This window comes from Paraburkholderia sp. UCT2, assembly GCF_014397665.1.
Lineage (GTDB): Bacteria > Pseudomonadota > Gammaproteobacteria > Burkholderiales > Burkholderiaceae > Paraburkholderia > Paraburkholderia tuberum.
Map to the genome: position 1 here is coordinate 181,180 of NZ_VZQO01000006.1, position 17,029 is coordinate 198,208.

Sequence of the window (17,029 nt, forward strand, 5' to 3'; positions counted from 1 at the left end):
CCTTCGCGTCGGCTTGCCGTTTGCAGAAGCGGCAAGCCGTACGCATGCGCTCAGTGCGTATCAAAAGCGCGTATCAAAAGCGGTAGTTGAACGTCGCGAGCAGCGTGCGGCCGATGCCCGGCACCGAACGTCCGCCGTCCGACGGAATCAACGCGTCGTAGTAATACTTGTTGGTGAGGTTCAGCAGGTTCAGGCGCACGTCGTACTTCTTCGCGTGATAGGCCGCGGTCGCGTCCCAACGCGTGTAGCCCGGCACCTTCACGTAGTTCGTATTCGACGCATAACGTGGCGACATGTAGATCGGACCGCCGCCGATTTCCCAATGCGGCGTGATCGCATACGTGGTCCAGAACGTCAGCGTGTTGCGCGGCGTGTTGGCCGGCGTGTGACCTTGCGTGCCGTCGGCCGCTTTCAGGATCGTCGCGTCCATGTACGTGTAGCCGCCGAAAATCTGCCACTTGTCGGTGATGTGCCCCGTCACGCCCGCCTGGAAGCCGTCGACGCGAATGTTGCCGGCCAGCTGGTACTCGGTCGGTGACACCTGCGTGCGCGCGTTGTCCTTTTCCTCGCGGAACAACGCCGAGGTCACCGATATGTTGCCGCCGAACAGATCCCACTTGCCGCCGATTTCATACGACTTCGTCGATTCCGGCGCGAGGTTCTGAGTGCGGTTCGTGACCGTCAGGTTTTCGAGCGACGGGTTGAACGACGTGCCGTACGACACGTAGTACGACTGCCAGTCGGTCGGCTGATAGATAACGCCGGCGCGCACGCTCGTGAAGTAGTTGGTCTGGCTCGCATAAGCCGGCGCGCTAATCGAATTGCGGATTCCCGCCGAGAAACGATCCCAGCGCACACCGCCGATCAGCTTCCAGTGCGGCGTCAGCGTGATCGTGTCGTTCAGGTAAGCGGCAATTTCGTTCGCACTCGAATCGGCGTAGTTGCCGACCGTCGTCGTCACGTTCGACGGCGTGCCCATGATCGGCGGATTGAGCATCGGCACGATCGGCAGGTTGTTGCGCGTGTACGCCTGGTTCGTATAGCTGTCGTGGCCCACTTCGACACCGGCGATCAGGTCGTGCCTGATCGGTCCGGTGTCGAATTTGTATTCGAGCATCGTGTCGTTGTAGATCGCATGATTCTGGATCACGCGGTCATGACTTTGCAGCTTGATGAACAGCTGCGACGGCGACAGCGTCGTGAAGTTGCCGTTGGTCAACGCTGTGCTGGACGACAGCGGTCCGGTCAGCACCGCTTGCGGCGCGGTTTCGCGCGCGTCGGTCATGGAGTGCGAGATCTGCGTCTGGTTCGTCAGCGTCAGGTCCTCGGAAAACTTGTGCTTGATCGCCGCGGTAAAGATCTGCACGTCCTGGATCGTGCGGTCGCTGGTCAAACCGTAGAACGTGTTCTTCGGTACCGGCGACGGGCGGCCGTTCAGCGCCTGGATGCCGTAGTCGGGCATGTCGTGGTTGCGCTGGATCAGCGCGGACAGCGTGATCTCGGTCGGCGTGCCGATGCCGAAGCGCAGCTCCGGCGCGACGCCGAAGTCCTTGTTCTTCATCACGTCGCGCGTCGAGCCGAGGCTCTGGCCGAATGCATTGAGGCGGATCGCCGAGGTGTCGGTGAGCTTGTGATTCACGTCGACGGTGGAGCGGTAGCGCTCGTCGGTGCCGATCATGCCGGAGACTTCCGCCGAGTCCGTCAGGTTCGCCTTCTTGCTGACCTGGTTGATCACGCCGCCGGTCGAGCCGCGGCCGAACAGCATCGACGACGGACCGTACAGCACTTCGAGCGATTCAAGATTGAACGTGTCGCGGTAGTACTGATTGCGGTCCCGAAAGCCGTCCAGATAGATGTCGTTCTGCGCGGTGAAGCCGCGCAGGTTGATGTTGTTGCCGATCTGGCCGCCTTCGGCCGCGCCGATCGTCACGCCGGGCGCGTTGCGCAGCGCGTCCGCAAACGACGTCGCGCCCTGTGAGGCGAGCAGGTCGCGATTGATCACGGTGACGGTCTGCGGAATGTCGCGAAGCGCGGTCGGCGTCTTGGCGCCGACGGTCGCATGGTCGGCCTGGAAGTCCTGCTGAACGGCCTGAGCCTGCACGCCGATGGTCGGCAGCGTCTGCGCGGCGGCGGGTGTGTCGTTCCGTGCGCTGGTTTGTGCGTTCTGCGGCGCGCTTTGCGCGAGCGCCGGGGGCGCCAAAGGAATGGCAAAAGCGAGCGCTAGCGCTGTCGCGAGCGGCGTGTGATTGAGCATGGAAATCCCGTCAGAAATGCGTTTGTCAGATTCGCATCACTAACGTCGAATTCATGACAAAGCCGCAAATGGCTGGCTGCCGCTCTCCGTAGTGTGAGATGGAGATGACGGGATGGCTGGCTAGGTTTAAATGAGAATCGCTATCATTTCATATCTACTGGAAGTCAGCAATCCCGGCGTGCGTCAGGCACATCGAATCGCGACTCGGTTTATCCTTTTTACAACAATGTAGTTTCATCGCTTCGGCAGCGCTTTCCTTCCCTCTGGAGTCGACTTTATGCAATATCGCCAATTCGGCCGCACCGGCCTGACCGTTTCTCGCCTGTGTCTCGGCACCATGACCTTCGGGCTGCAAACCGAAGAAGCCGCATCGCACCGCATCCTCGACACGGCCGCGGACGCCGGTGTCAATTTCATCGATACCGCGAACGTCTATCCGCTCGGCGGCGACGAAAATCTGGCCGGACGCACCGAGGAAATCGTCGGACGCTGGCTGAAGGGCAAACGCGAGCGCTTCATCGTTGCGACCAAGGCGGTCGGCAAGATGGGGCCCGCCGCGTGGGACCAGGGCGCGTCGCGCAAGCACCTGCTCGATGCGATCGACGCGTCCTTGCAGCGCCTAGGCACCGACTACGTCGACCTGTACCAGCTCCATTCCGACGACGCGAAGACCCCGCTCGACGAGACGCTCGAAGCGCTCGATGCGATCGTGCGCTCGGGCAAGGCGCGCTATATCGGCGTGTCGAACTTTCTCGCCTACCGGCTCGCGCGCGCACTGGGGCGCGCGGACGTGCTCCGCGTCGCGCGCTTCGTGTCGGTCCAGCCGCGCTACAACCTGCTGTTTCGCCAGATCGAGCGCGAGCTGCTGCCGCTGGCCGCCGAGGAGCAGCTGGCCGTGATGCCGTATAACCCGCTCGCGGGCGGACTGCTGAGCGGCAAGCACCGGCTCGACGCGACGCCCGCCGAAGGGCGCTTCACCGAAAGCGTCGGCAAGGCTGGCGCGATGTATCAGGAGCGCTACTGGCATGAGCGCGAGTTCGACACGATCGAAAGGCTGAAGGCGATCGTCGCGCCGACCGGCGAATCGCTGGCGAAGGTCTCGCTTGCGTGGGTGCTCGCGAATCCGCTGATTACGTCGGCGATCATTGGTGCGAGCCGCGTGGAGCAGTTGAGCGATACGCTCGCGGCGGCCGAGCTCACGCTCGACGCCGCGATCAAGACCCAGCTCGATGAAGCGAGCGTGCAGTATCGCTGGGGGGACGCGGCGCGCTAGGCGCCCGCCGGCAGATCAAGCGCGGCCCGGCGTTCGGCCGCGCGTGTTCATCGTCCGTAGCGCAGCACGGTGCTCGTCGCGGCGAGCACGTGATCCTTGATCGCGGCGTGGAACGCGTCGCGCGTCAAGCCGGCCGGCAATGCGCCGGGCGGCAGATCGAGCGCATAGACCTGCGCCACGTAGTGATGCGGTACCTCGCCGACGGGCGGACACGGGCCGTAATAGCCGGGGCCGCCGGTGCGATTCGTGCCGGCGACGCTGCCCGCCGGCGCGGCTTCGCCTTCGGCGAGTCCGGTCGTGGTAGGCGCGATGCCATAGACGATCCAGTGCACGATGCCGAGGCCTTTCGCGCCGTCGGGGTCGAAGATAGTCACCGCGAAACTTTTCGTGCCGACCGGCGCGTTATGCCATTGCAGCGCCGGCGACACGTTGCCGCCGCCGCAATTGTTCGCGCTCGCCGCGTGGCTTGCGCTGAGCGTGCCACCATCGGCCAGTCCCGGCGACGACACCGCGAAGGCCTGCGCCGCACACGCATGCGCGCTCGCGTAAGCGAGCAGCGCGCACGCGCCGACGGAGAGCAGGCGCCGCGCGAGGTTCAGGTGGATGCGAGTCATTGGGAGTCTCCGGGGTTGGACGTGCCGTTGAGAGCTTTGCAGTTCAGAGAGCAACTATAATGAGAATGTTGTTTTGAGATGGAAGAGGCGGCATATTGCGCATGGGGCTGCGCGAATCAAACAATATGGCCAGAGGATTCTGGCAACAACACCACTGGTATTAAAACGATGCGTCTTTCGTCCTGGCTTATTGCCACATTGATGTTCGGCGCAGTATCCGGTTTGGCCCTTGCGGAATCGGTTCCCAGGTTTGAGGATTGTCCCGCCACTGTCGAGTCCAGGCACGCTGCGATGCCACGCATGATATTCACGGACGCGACGGCACGTCATTACCGCAGCATTCTTCGTGAAGCCGCAAAGGAGCCAATTAACTTCGCGGGCCACTACGTTCTCGCTACGTGGGGATGCGGTGCTGGCTGCGTGATGGCGGCGGCAATCGATACGAACTCGGGCCGCGTCACTTCGCTGCCGTTCACGGTTTCCGATTGGCCGCTGGACATCACGGATCCGCTTGCCTATCGCGCAGACAGTTGCCTGCTGATCGCTCACGGTAGCCGCAATGAAAACGCCGAGCACGGAACCTACTACTCCGCGTTCGACGGCAAAACATTTACCTTGCGCGCGAGTACGACAAACGTCGGGCGTTAGACAAACCGCGGAAGCAGTGAACGAGACCGTCACCCCGTGCACTGCCTCCGAGTTTGCGGCTGCCACAGATATGCAACGACCGTAGATTTCGACACAAGACTCGGTTCACTCGCTTGCGTGTGAACCACTTGAACGTTGACTGATGGGCATCTACGGCGAGAGGTGTGTCAACTTTACTTGATCAGAATGGACAACTGAATTGTGCGAAAACTACTGTTACGACCACTGCTATTTCAACGAACCTGAGGCGAAGTATCGCACTGACCGCGCGAACTTCTGGAGTTTGCCGTGAAGAAGGTCGGGGTTGGCATCCTAACTGCTTTTGCCCTCATCTTCGGCATGTCTGCTTGCTATGCAAAAGGCGATCAACGTGCGACTCCACAAGCTGGAGCACGTACTTATGCACAGAATTACAAAGACATGGTTCTGGCTACTTGTATAGCAAACGCCTAAAGGAACGACAAAGATGCTGCTATGGATGCGGGAAGCAGCGTCAGTGCATTGCGAGACTGGACTTACTTTGACTTGGAGAAGGCTCCAGACGCGATCAAAACCTTGGTGGACAATTATTTGGCGCGAGATTATCAAAACCCGCTGGTTGATTCGGAGACTGAAGGTGTCCGTTTCGATTTCCTGAAGTGTCTGGACCTGTATCACAGCAAGGAATTAGACGCACAGGTCAAGCGTTTGATCATTAACCCCAGGCGCACTTACAGGCAAGATAATCCGTTGCCAGCAAAGCCGAAGTAGTTATGAGCACGTCCAGCGTCGAAGCGCTGACCAGTGCTCGGGCACGGATCGCCTTGGCAATCGTTGATGGATTGACATGAACCCTTGGACGTGGAGCCGCGGCGCTGGATACGTGATGGCAGCGGCAATCCACCGCCTCACTTCGGCTTGAACCGCCCCGTCTTCTGCGTCGCCTCGGGATACTGTCGCGTCTCGCGCACCGAAAGCGGATGCCACAATTTCGCGCCGCCCTCGATCCCCGCGTCGTTCGATACGGTCGCCACGTTCGCCGGCAGCGAAAACTTGATGCGCGCCGCGTTGCCGCCGCCGATCCACAGCTTGTCGTAATTGACCAGTGACTCGAGAATGCCGATCACCTTCTCGACACGCCGGCTCCAACGCTTGTTGCCGATCTGCTCGCGCGCGGCCTCGCCGATGTATTCGTCGTACGCCACGCCCTTCTTGCTGACCGGATGATGCGCGAGCTCCAGATGCGGCATCAGCTCGCCATCGCGAAACATCGCGGTGCCGGCGCCGGTGCCGAGCGTCAGCACGAATTCGAGGCCGTGGCCTTCGATCGCCGCGAAGCCTTGCATTTCGGCGTCGTTGATCATCCGCACCGGCAGTCCGCCCAGGCGCTGCGCGAGCGAATCCGCGAGCGCAATGTCGTGCCATCCTTCGATGCCGAAGTGCGGCGCGGTCAGAATGCGGTTGTTGCGCACGACACCCGGAAACCCGATCGAGATACGGACGGGCCGCACCTGCTCGATGAGCGGAGCCACGAGTTGCGCGAGCGCGTCCACCAGTTGATCCGGCGTGCACGGATGCGGCGTCGCAACGCGCACGCGCTCGGTTTTCATCTGCCCGTCGGCGTCGATGATCGCGGCCTTCAGGCCGGTGCCGCCGACGTCGATCGCGAGGATGTGCTCGCTGCCGCTTGTCGGCGCATTCCGTTTCACTGCGTTCTTGTTGCGTGTTGCCACGATGTCTCCCGATTGTGTTGAGGCGGTTGTGATGCGGGTCTGCGGGTTGGTTCAAAGTTGCCGCTACGACTTGCCACCGGGCGCTTTTTGCTGCAACGGGCGCCACGCGTGGCCGTCGCGCGCGAGCAGCGCGTCGGCTTCGGCCGGCCCGTCGCTGCCGGCCGCATAGCCGCGCACGGCAACCGCGCCGCCACTCCTCGGATGCAGCACGTCGTCGACCGCGCACCAGCTCGTCTCGATGCTGTCGGCGCGCTGAAACAACGTCGCGTCGCCAAACATGCAGTCGTACAGCAGCGTCTCGTAGCCGACGTTCGCGCTTTCCGCAAAGAAGTCGCCATAGTTGAACGACGACTGTACCGGACCGACCTGCATCACCGGCCCCGGCACCTTCACGTTGAAATCGAAGCTCGAGCCGTGCTCGGGATCGATGCGAATGGTCAGCACGTTCGGCGTCAATGCGTTGACCGGCGTATCGCGGAACAGGCGGAACGGCACCGGCTTCAGCTGCACCGAAACCTCGGTGCGGCGCACCGCGAGCCGCTTGCCGGTACGCAGATAGAACGGCACGCCGGCCCAGCGCCAGTTCTCGACGAACACGCGCGCCGCCGCGTAGGTTTCCGTCGTGCTGCCGGGCGCGACGTCGGGCTCCTCGCGATAGCCCACGCCGGCTGGCCCTTTTTCGTACTGGCCGAAGACGACGTCGGCGGACGTCAGCGGCTGGATTGCGTCGAATAGCTCGGCCTTCTTGTTTCGCACGGCTTCGGCGTCGAACGAATTCGGCGGCTCCATCGCGACGATGCCGAGCAGCTGGAACAGGTGGTTCGGCACCATGTCGCGAAACGCGCCGGTCTGCTCGTAGAACCTGCCGCGCCCCTCGACGCCGATCGTTTCCGCCGCCGTGATCTGCACGCAATCGATGTACTCGCGCCGCCAGATCGGCTCGAACATCGCATTCGCGAAGCGCACCGCGAGGATGCTCTGCACGGTGTCCTTGCCGAGAAAATGATCGATGCGGTACACCTGCGACTCCCGCGCATACGACAGGATGTGCGCGTTCAGATCGCGCGCCGATGCGAGATCGGTGCCGAACGGCTTCTCGATCACGAGACGCCGAAAGCCGCCGTTCGCGCCGTCGCCTTCCTTCAGCAGGCCCGCTTTGCCGAGCCGGTCGGTGATCGGTTTGAAAAAACGCGCGCCGACCGCGAGGTAGAAGATCGCGTTACCGCCTTTCGACTGATCGAGCTTCTGCTTCAGCTTCGCGAACGTATCGTCGGATTCGAACTCGCCCGCCATGTATTCGAGGCGCTGCGCGACCCAGTTCCACGCGTTGTCGTCGAGCTTGCCGGCGTGAAAGGTGCTGGCCTTGTCGGCGGCGAACTTCTGCAGCGAGGTATGCAGTTCGTCGCACCATTCGCGCGTTTCGCGCTCGCCGTGATTGACGCCGATGATCTTCATGCTGTCGTCGAGCAGGCCATCGACCGCGAGGTTGTAGAGCGCCGGCATCAACAGACGTTTGGTCAGATCGCCGCCCGCGCCGAAGATCACGAGCGTGCACGGCGGCGCGGGCTTCTTGCCGGCCGGCGACGACAGGGCGTCGTACCGGTTCGCGCTGAGCTTGCAGCTCAGGGCGGGCGTTGCGTTGGGTTGATCGGGAGAAGCGGAAGGGTTCGGTGTGGTCGACATGGGATTCACTTGGACCTCGGTAAGCCGGTAGAACGAACGCGGCGATACATGAAAGACCACGGGCGCTGCCGCACAGTTCAATCGCGTTCGCGCGTGAGCGCGCGGCGTGCTTACTTCGTCGTCGTGGCCGCGAGCGACGGTACCGGTTCTTTCGCCACCGCCGGCGTTACCGCGGATGCAGAAGCCGCCGGCACCGGAATCGGCGCGGGCGCCGGCGCCGGTTCCCCCGCCAGCGGCACGTTGCCCGATGCCGCCATCGCGCGCGGCTGCAACAGCAACGCGACGAGCCCGGTCCAGCCGGTCTGATGCGAAGCCCCGACGCCACGACCGTTATCGCCATGAAAATACTCATGGAACAGGATCAGATCCTGCGAACGCGGGTCCGCCTGCAGCAGCGGATACGCACCCATCACCGGCCGCTCGCCGTTTTTGTCCTTCAGGAACAGCGTGGTCGCGCGGCGCGCGAGTTCGTCGGCGATTTCGCTCAACGAGAACTTCTGGCCCGACCCAGTCGGATACTCGACGCGGAAATCATCGCCGTAATAGCGATGAAACTCGTACAGCGATTCGATCAGCAGATAGTTGACCGGCATCCACACCGGCCCGCGCCAGTTCGAATTACCGCCGAACACACGGGTATCGGATTCGGCCGGCAGATACTTCACGCAGAAGCTGTTGCCGTTGTGCTGGTACACGAACGGATGATCGCGATGGCAACGCGACAACGCCCGCACGCCATGATCGGAAAGAAATTCACTTTCGTCGAGCGCGCGCCGTAACAACGCCTTCATCCGATGCCCGCGCAGCAGCGACAGCAAAAGCGCGTTGCCCTTGCCGGGCTCGTTCCAGCGCGACACCAGCTTCGCGAGATCGGGCCGATGCTCGAGAAACCACACGAGGCGCTCGCGCAAGCCCGGCAAGCCGCCGTGCAGACGCTCCTCGAGCACGTGCACGGCGAACAGCGGTATCAGTCCGACGATCGAGCGAACGCGCATCGGCAAGTTGCTGCCGTCGGGCAGGCGCAGCTTGTCGTAGAAGAATTCGTCCTCGCTGTCCCACAGGCCCGTGTCGCAGCCGTCGTCGCAACTGACTGCCTCCGCGATGTACAGGAAGTGCTCGAAGAACTTCACACCAATATCGACGAACACATGGTTCGCGTAGGCGAGTTCGAGCGCGATACGCATCAGGTCGAGCGCATACGCGGCCATCCACGCGGTGCCGTCGGCCTGATCGATGTGGCCGCCGGTGGGCAGCGGCGACGAGCGGTCGAAGATGCCGACGTTGTCGAGCCCGAGAAAACCGCCCTGAAAAATATTATGGCCGTCGGCGTCCTTGCGATTCACCCACCACGAGAAATTCAGCAGCAGCTTGTGAAACACGAGCTCCAGAAAATCGCGGTCCGCCTTGCCGGTCAGCGCGCGGTCAATCTCGTACACGCGCCACGCGGCCCATGCATGGACCGGCGGGTTCGCGTCGCTCAATGCCCATTCGTAAGCGGGCAACTGGCCGTTCGGGTGCTGATAGCGGTCCTTCACGAGCAGCAGCAACTGCTTCTTGGCGAACGCCGGATCGATCAGCGCGAACGCGGCCGCGTGAAACGCGAGGTCCCACGACGCGTACCACGGGTACTCCCACTTGTCCGGCATCGACACGATGTCCGCGTTGCACAGATGCCGCCAGTCGGTGTTGCGACCGTGCTTGCGCGCGGCGGGTGGGCTCGGTTGCAGCGGATCGCCGTCGAGCCAGCGCTGCACGTCGTACTGGTAGTACTGCTTCGACCACAGCATGCCGGCGAGCGCCTGACGTTGCACGAGACGCGCATCGGGGTCGGTGATCTCGTGTTGCAACGCGCCATAGAATTCGTTGGCTTCGGCGAGGCGGCGCGCGATCAACACGTCGGCATCGAATGGCGCTTCATCGGTCGCCGATTGCGGGTGCCAGCGCAGATACACGACCGCGCGTCCGTGCGGCCCGAACTCGAGCGCCGCATGCGCGGCGGCCCGGGTGCCCGCGTCGTGACGGATCGCGTTCGCGTCGCCGTGCACGAGGTAGTCGTTGAAGCCGTCCTTGAACGGGCCCGCGCCGTCCATGCCGAACAGCCGCTTCACGTTGGTGTCGTTCTCGCAAAACAGCCATGCGAGTTGCGGCGCGTCCTTCGACCACGCGGTCACGACGATCGGTTCGTGCACATGGTGATGGCCAAGCAGACGCACCGCGCCGTCATGACCGGTACCGGCGACGAGCTTCGGCTTGTCCTTGTTCTCTTTCCACGACCACGAGTTGCGCGCCCAGATTTGCGGCAGCACATCGAGCGACGCCGCTTCGTCCGCGCGATTTTCGATCGTCACGCGCATCACGATGTCGTCGGGCGTGTGCTTCGCGTATTCGATCTGGACGTCGAAATAGCGCTGATCGTCGAACACGCCGGTATCGAGTACTTCGTACTCTGGCATATCGCCGCCGCGGCGCGCGTTTTCGTCGATCAGGTCCTGGTAGGGATAGGCCGCATGCGCGTACTTGTACAGCATGCGCATGTAGGAATGCGTGGGCGTGCCGTCGAGATAGAAGTACAGCTCCTTGACGTCCTCGCCGTGATTGCCCTGCGAGTTCGTCAGGCCGAACAGGCGCTCCTTGATGATCGGGTCCTTGCGGTTCCACAGCGCGAGCGACACGCACCAGCTGAGCCGGTCGTCGCCGAAACCGGCGATGCCGTCTTCGCCCCAGCGGTAGGCGCGGCTGCGCGCATGGTCGTGCGGAAATGAGTCCCAGGCGGTGCCGTTCGCGCTGTAGTCCTCGCGCACCGTGCCCCACTGGCGCTCGCTCAGATACGGCCCCCAGCGCTGCCAGTGGCCGCATTCGGGCGAATGCAGTCGGGAACCTTCGATCGTGGCGAGCAGATTGGCAGCGCGCAGCGGTGGCATGAAAACGTCCTTGCAACAGGCCTGGCGGTGGGACCCACATCGTAGCGCGGTTTACGCGCCGTTGTGCTCGAACCGGGCAAGCAGACTTTCGACGCGCAGCAATTCGCCTAGCGACCAGGCCTGGAACGGCGTGCCGGCGGGCGCGTGCGGCGCGTCGCCGGCGGCGATCTCGGACAGGTGATCGAGGCCCGCGTGATCGAGATGCGCGTACAGCGGGGCGAGAAAACGCGCCCTCGCCTGCGCGAGACTATCGGCACTCGCGCCATTCACTCGCAGCCACGCTTCGACGAACGGGCCGATCAGCCACAACCACGCGGTGCCCTGATGATAGGCGCCGTCGCGTTCGCGCGGCGCGCCGCCGTAGCGGCCGCGATAGGCGGGATCGGACGGCGCGAGCGTGCGCAGGCCGAGCGGCGTCAGCAATTGCGCTTCGACCTGACCCACCACCGCGCGCGCCGCCGCGCCTTCGAGCAGCGGAAACGGCAGGCCACCGACCGCGAAGATCTGATTCGGCCGGATCGAGCGGTCGACCGTGCCCGGCACATGATCGACGTCGACGTTATCGAACAGCGCCTGGGTGGCCGGATCGACGAAGCGCCGGCGAAACGCGAGCGTCGCGCGCTCGGCAGCTTGCCGCCACTGGGGGTTCCATGCTGACGCGATTCGCAGCGCGTTGATCCACAGCGCCTGCACTTCGACCGGCTTGCCGATGCGCGGTGTGACGACCCAGTCGCCGACTTTCGCGTCCATCCACGTCAGTTGCACGCCGGGGATGCCGGCGCGCAGCAGGCCGTCGTCCGCGCACACGCCGATGTTGAAGCGCGTGCCGTTCGTGTAGCCGGTCAGGATCGTTTCGGCGGCCTGCTGCAGATGCGCGCGCGTTTGCGCGCCCGCATGCGGCGTCGCCAGATAGTCGTGAACCGCGACGATGAACCATAGCGACGCGTCGACCGAGTTGTATTCGGGCGTGTCGCCGTAGTCGGGGAAGCGGTTCGGCAGCATGCCTTCGGACAGCGTGCCCGACCATTCGAGCAGGATCGCTTCGGCATCGTCGAGACGGTTCGACTCGATCAGCAGGCCGCGCATCGAGATGAACGTGTCGCGGCCCCAGTCGGTGAACCACGGAAAGCCCGCGAGGATCGTGCGGCCTTCGTTGCGCGTGACGACGTAGGCGTCGGCCGAACGTTGCAGGCGCGAGCCGAGTGCGGCGCGGCGTTGTTTTTCGGTGTGGGCGAGTTGGGCGGCGTGGGCGGTGGTTTGGGGTTTGTCGTTCGCGCATTCGGTGGCGGACGTGCTCGACGCGCTCAGAATCATCACCGCGTCGCCCTGCGCGAGATCGAAGCTGAACACGCCGGGCGTCGCGAGATCTTCGCTGCAATCGAGACCGCGCTCCTGCTCGCGCACGTAGCAGAAGTTGCGATACCAGTCGGGCGCATGCGTATAGGCGCCGTTCGTCGCCGCTCGCACGACCGGCAGTCCGCCATACGGTTGCCAGCTCGCGCACGATTGATCGGCGCTGACTTGCGCGCCGAAGTTGAAGGCCGGATTCTCGTGATGCAGCGCATGATAGTCACGGCCCGACAGCAGCGGTCTGATCTTCAGCACGGGCGCATTGAGTTCGCCGCCTTCGAGCCGCCAGCGCAATACCGTTTCGCACGTCGCTTTGCTGACGAACACGTCGGCGATCATCGCCGCGTGCGCACCGAGTCGAATGCGCCACGTCGGCCACGGCGCGGTGTCGAAGCTGGCAAGGCGGCCGCGCAGATCCGGATAGATCACGTCAGGCCCATAGCGTTGCATGGTCAACGCGAAGCGCTCGCCGCCCGCCTCGACCCACGCCTCGATGCCGTTGACGAGCACCAGGCGCCCGCCCGGCGCGCGCGTCGCGGCTAGCAGCAGCGCATGGTAGCGGCGCGTGCGCAACATGCCGAGCGTGCCCGAAGCAAAGCCGCCGAAGCCGTCGGCTTCGAGCCATTCGTCTTCGAGTTGCGAGATGTCGATGGCTGAATCGATGCGAGTCATTGAATCGTGCCCATGCGCGAACGATAAAGCAGCAAACATAGCGCAGATGGCAGCGCCATGAACATTGACCTTCCCGATACTTTCCATTTTCTTTCGATCAACCAACGATTTATCGAAAGTTATGCCGGGCGCAAACGTTTCACAATTATTTCTTGAAAGGAATGGAGACTGCACCCGCTTTCATCGAACCGGATGCAGACATGAGAAAAATCAGTTGCATCGCGAGCGCCGCATTGCTGGTGCTTGCCACGATAGCGTTGAACGGTTGCGGCGCGGACGACTCCTCTTCCACGAGCAACGCGACAACCACGAGCCTTGCGCCGAACGACGCGGCGCAACGCCCCGCAATGGCGGCAGCGGCGACTCCCAATGCCTCAGCGCCATTCGCGGACAACACGGCGAGCAACGCGGCGAACAACACGGCGAGCAACGCGGCAAGTGGCGCAGCCGCCACCGACGCGATCACGCAAAACATGCAGGCCAGTCTCGCGGCCGACAGCCAGCAGGTCGCGCCGGTCATGCGCTACGCGCCGGGCGACAGCGCGAACAACTAGTTCGCAACTGATCAGCAAGAGCAACGCGTAACCGACCACGAAACACCCCAAGGCACGCTCACGCGCGCCATTCTTCCCCTACGCAGAAGGTGATATTCGATGACCTCAACTAGCCGTCGCCGTTTCCTGCAAACCGTGGCTTCATCCGCGGGCGCCGCCGCCGCGATGACCGCATTGCCCGAGTCGATCCGCAACGCGCTCGCCGTGCCCGCGTTTTCGCGCACGGGCACGATTCGCGATGTCGAGCACATCGTCGTGTTCATGCAGGAGAACCGCTCGTTCGACCACTACTTCGGCCATCTGCGCGGCGTGCGCGGCTACAACGACCGCTTCCCGATTCCGCTGCCGAGCGGCCTGCCGGTGTGGAATCAGCCGTCGAAGGAAGACCCGACCAAGCCGGTGCTGCCGTTCCATCTGGACACCGCGACGACGAGCGCGCAATGCGTCGGCGATCTCGATCACTCGTGGTACAAGACCCAATATGCGATCGACGGCGGCCGCTACGACCAGTGGCCCGCCAACAAGACCGACATGACGATGGGCTACCACCTGCGTAGCGACATCCCGTTCCACTACGCGCTCGCCGACGCGTTCACGATCTGCGATGCGTACTTCTGCTCGTTGCCGGGACCGACGCACCCGAACCGCGCGTATCTGATGACCGGCATGGTCGACCCGACCGGCACGATGGGCGGCCCGCTGCTCGACAACAACGACTGGGTCGACAGCGACGGTCCGCCGAACTATCAGTTGCTGTCGTGGACCACGTATCCGGAGCGTCTGCAGGCCGCGGGCATTTCGTGGCAGATCTATCAGCAGGGCACGTCGGGCGCCGATCCGCTGAACGGCAACTACGGCACCAACATCCTGCAGAACTTCACGAACTTCATCAACGCGCAACCGGGTTCGCCGCTCTACGAGCGCGCACAAACCGTGCGCACGATCGACGACCTGAAAGCCGACGTGCTCGCGAACCAGCTGCCGCAGGTGTCGTGGCTGTGCCCGCCGGCCGCCTACTCGGAGCATCCGAGCTACACGCCCGCGTACGGCGCCGAATACACGTCGCAGATTCTCGACGCGCTGACGTCGAACCCCGAGGTGTGGAGCAAGACCGTGCTCTTCATCATGTACGACGAGAACGACGGCTTCTTCGATCACCTCGTGCCACCGCAACCGCCGACGACCTCCACCCAGGGCAAGTCGACGGTGACGACCGACGGCGAGATCCACAATGTCGTCAATCCGCTGCGCGGCGGCAGCTACACCGCCGACGGCTATCCGTACGGCCTCGGCCCGCGCGTGCCGATGACGATCGTGTCGCCGTGGACCAAGGGCGGCTTCGTGTGCTCGCAGGTGTTCGATCACACGTCTGTGATCCGCTTCATCGAAACGCGCTTCGGCGTGCATGAGCCGAACATCACGGCATGGCGTCGCGCGGTATGCGGCGACCTGACCACCGCATTCGACTTCCGCACGCCGGATGCGAAGATGCCGTCGCTGCCGGACACCAGCAACTACATGAGCATGGCCGACAACCAGTGCAAGACGCAACCGAAGCCGACCGTGCCGACGACGCCGACTCCGGTCGATGCGCAGGAAGCGGGCATCCGTTTCGCGCGCGCGTTGCCGTACGAACTGCATGTGAACGGCGCGGCGAACGCGGGCAACGACACGTTCGAAATCACGATCGGCAACACCGGCGACCAGGGCGCGCACTTCTACGTGTACGCGACGAATCGCACCGACGGTCCGTGGCGCTACACGGTCGAAGCGGGCAAGTCGCTCAGCGACACGTTCGACCTGAGCACGACGAACGGCGTGTATGCATTCGACGTGTTCGGCCCGAACGGCTTCGTGCGCAAGTTCGCGGGCAACACCCAGGCGAATACCCAGGCGAGCACGCAAAGCACGCAGAATGGCCATGGCAACGGTCATGGCGACAACCAGCCGGCGCGGCCTGAAGTGACCGTGCAATACGACGTCGCGAATGGCAACGTGTTCCTGAAGTTCACCAACAGCGGCGGCGGCATCGCGCATCTGACGGTGATCGACAACGCGTACGGCGCGCGCCCGCGTACCGTGGTCGTGCCGGCCAATGCGCGTATCGAAGAAGGCTGGGTGCTTGCGTCGAGCCATCACTGGTACGACCTGACGGTGACGAGCAGTGACGACGCGAGCTTCTCGCGCCGCTTTGCCGGTCACGTCGAGAACGGCCGGCCGAGTATCAGCGATCCGGCTGCGGTTGCGCCGGTGCTGAGCGCGAGTTGAGGCGACAACCGCCCCGCCCTGCTTACTCGCAGTAAGATTCGGCATCCTGTCCCGCCAACGTGGCGGACAGGGTGCCGATGTTTTTTGAGGCTCGTATTGAAACGCGGTGCTTAGAGACCGACGTCCGGGAGCGCCGGACGCGTGGCGAGCGCCTTGGCGACGATGTGTTTGACTTCGGCGAGCGCGTCGCCTTGCAGCGCGAGGCGCGGCGGACGCGTGACGGCGCTGCCGCGGCCGAGCAGTTCCTCGCACAGCTTGATGCATTGCACGAGGTCGGGGCGCGCGTCGAGGTGCAACAGCGGCATGAACCAGCGGTACAGCGACAGCGCTTCATCGAAACGCTTCTGCGTGGCGAGGCGGAACAGCGTCTCGCCCTCCTTCGGGAACGCGTTCGACATGCCCGACACCCACCCTTCTGCACCGACCGCGATGCTTTCGACGACGACGTCGTCGAGGCCGGCGAACAGCACGAAGCGGTCGCCCACCGCGTTGCGCAGATCGATGAAGCGTCGCGTATCGCCCGACGAATCCTTGAAGCAGACGATGTTCTCGCAGTCCTGCAGTGCGATCAGCACGTCAGGCGTAACGTCGTTCTTGTAGATCGGCGGGTTGTTGTAGATCATCACCGGCAGATCGGTGCTGGTCGCGACCGAGCGGAAATGCGCGGCAGTTTCGTGCGGCTTCGCGGAATAGACGAGCGCCGGCATGACCATCACGCCGTCGACGCCGACACGCGCGGCTTCACGCACCGTCTGCCGCGCGAACTCGGTCGTGAACTCGGCGACACCCGCGACGACCGGCACCTTGCCGCCAGCCGCGTCGCGCGCGGCCTCGATCACCTGCAGTTTTTCCGACGTGCTCAGCGAGGTGTTTTCGCCAACCGTGCCGCAGACCACCAGACCCGACACGCCGTCCTTGACGAGATTGCTGACCACGCGGTGCGTCGCGTCGATGTCGAGCGAAAAATCCGGCTTGAACTGGGTGCTGACGGCGGGAAACACCCCGCTCCATTGGATAGCCTTGCTCACTTTGTCCGTCTCCTTCAAAAAGCCGGCCGCGCCGACACACGTTGAGTATGAC

12 protein-coding genes and 1 pseudogene are annotated in these 17,029 nt (G+C 63.6%); 6 read left to right on the forward strand and 7 right to left on the reverse strand.

Annotated elements, in window-relative coordinates:
- Window positions 1–73 precede the first annotated feature (73 nt).
- Entirely contained in the window at window positions 74–2,254 is a 2,181-nt protein-coding gene (locus F6X39_RS07575) for a TonB-dependent receptor (protein WP_187616164.1), read from the reverse strand.
- Window positions 2,255–2,531: 277 nt separating this feature from the next.
- Here F6X39_RS07575 and F6X39_RS07580 point away from each other — a divergent pair, with 277 nt between their 5' ends.
- On the forward strand, window positions 2,532–3,527 hold the full coding sequence (locus F6X39_RS07580) for an aldo/keto reductase (RefSeq protein WP_187616165.1): 996 nt from the start codon (window positions 2,532–2,534) through the stop codon (window positions 3,525–3,527).
- A gap of 47 nt (window positions 3,528–3,574) precedes the next feature.
- On the opposite strand, the gene F6X39_RS07585 is transcribed toward F6X39_RS07580, so the two are convergent.
- Window positions 3,575–4,141, reverse strand: a complete 567-nt coding sequence (locus F6X39_RS07585) for a YbhB/YbcL family Raf kinase inhibitor-like protein (RefSeq protein ID WP_187616166.1) — start codon at window positions 4,139–4,141, stop codon at window positions 3,575–3,577.
- A gap of 78 nt (window positions 4,142–4,219) precedes the next feature.
- Between F6X39_RS07585 and F6X39_RS07590 the strand changes: the two genes are divergently transcribed.
- The 3 genes and pseudogenes from F6X39_RS07590 to F6X39_RS07595 all read left to right on the forward strand — a co-directional run.
- Window positions 4,220–4,789, forward strand: a complete 570-nt coding sequence (locus F6X39_RS07590) for a hypothetical protein (RefSeq protein WP_187616167.1) — start codon at window positions 4,220–4,222, stop codon at window positions 4,787–4,789.
- A gap of 288 nt (window positions 4,790–5,077) precedes the next feature.
- Window positions 5,078–5,242: a hypothetical protein gene (locus F6X39_RS37335; protein WP_316251666.1), complete on the forward strand. Its 165-nt coding sequence runs from the start codon at window positions 5,078–5,080 to the stop codon at window positions 5,240–5,242.
- Between the two features lie 12 nt (window positions 5,243–5,254).
- Window positions 5,255–5,539: pseudogene (locus F6X39_RS07595) on the forward strand (type VI secretion system amidase immunity protein Tai4); the annotation flags it as partial.
- Window positions 5,540–5,676: 137 nt separating this feature from the next.
- On the opposite strand, the gene F6X39_RS07600 reads toward F6X39_RS07595, so the two are convergent.
- The 4 genes from F6X39_RS07600 to F6X39_RS07615 all read right to left on the reverse strand — a co-directional run bounded on the left by F6X39_RS07600 (window position 5,677) and on the right by F6X39_RS07615 (window position 13,127).
- Window positions 5,677–6,501, reverse strand: coding sequence for an ROK family protein (locus tag F6X39_RS07600; protein ID WP_184057872.1), 825 nt, complete (start codon window positions 6,499–6,501; stop codon window positions 5,677–5,679).
- 63 nt (window positions 6,502–6,564) lie between these two features.
- Complete coding sequence (zwf, locus tag F6X39_RS07605; RefSeq protein WP_187616168.1) at window positions 6,565–8,184, reverse strand: glucose-6-phosphate dehydrogenase; 1,620 nt, start codon at window positions 8,182–8,184, stop codon at window positions 6,565–6,567.
- 110 nt (window positions 8,185–8,294) lie between these two features.
- The gene (locus tag F6X39_RS07610) at window positions 8,295–11,105 is read right to left on the reverse strand and encodes an MGH1-like glycoside hydrolase domain-containing protein (RefSeq protein ID WP_187616169.1); all 2,811 of its coding nucleotides are present in this window, start codon (window positions 11,103–11,105) and stop codon (window positions 8,295–8,297) included.
- 51 nt (window positions 11,106–11,156) lie between these two features.
- Complete coding sequence (locus F6X39_RS07615; protein ID WP_187616170.1) at window positions 11,157–13,127, reverse strand: amylo-alpha-1,6-glucosidase; 1,971 nt, start codon at window positions 13,125–13,127, stop codon at window positions 11,157–11,159.
- 200 nt (window positions 13,128–13,327) lie between these two features.
- Between F6X39_RS07615 and F6X39_RS07620 the strand changes: the two genes are divergently transcribed.
- The gene (locus tag F6X39_RS07620; protein ID WP_187616171.1) at window positions 13,328–13,681 is read left to right on the forward strand and encodes a hypothetical protein; all 354 of its coding nucleotides are present in this window, start codon (window positions 13,328–13,330) and stop codon (window positions 13,679–13,681) included.
- A gap of 99 nt (window positions 13,682–13,780) precedes the next feature.
- Window positions 13,781–15,949 (forward strand): phosphocholine-specific phospholipase C, encoded by a 2,169-nt coding sequence (locus F6X39_RS07625; protein ID WP_187616172.1) that lies wholly within the window; start codon window positions 13,781–13,783, stop codon window positions 15,947–15,949.
- A gap of 110 nt (window positions 15,950–16,059) precedes the next feature.
- Here the strand turns inward: F6X39_RS07625 and F6X39_RS07630 are convergent, their stop codons facing one another.
- Window positions 16,060–16,977, reverse strand: coding sequence for a dihydrodipicolinate synthase family protein (locus F6X39_RS07630; RefSeq protein WP_187616173.1), 918 nt, complete (start codon window positions 16,975–16,977; stop codon window positions 16,060–16,062).
- Window positions 16,978–17,029: the final 52 nt, after the last annotated feature.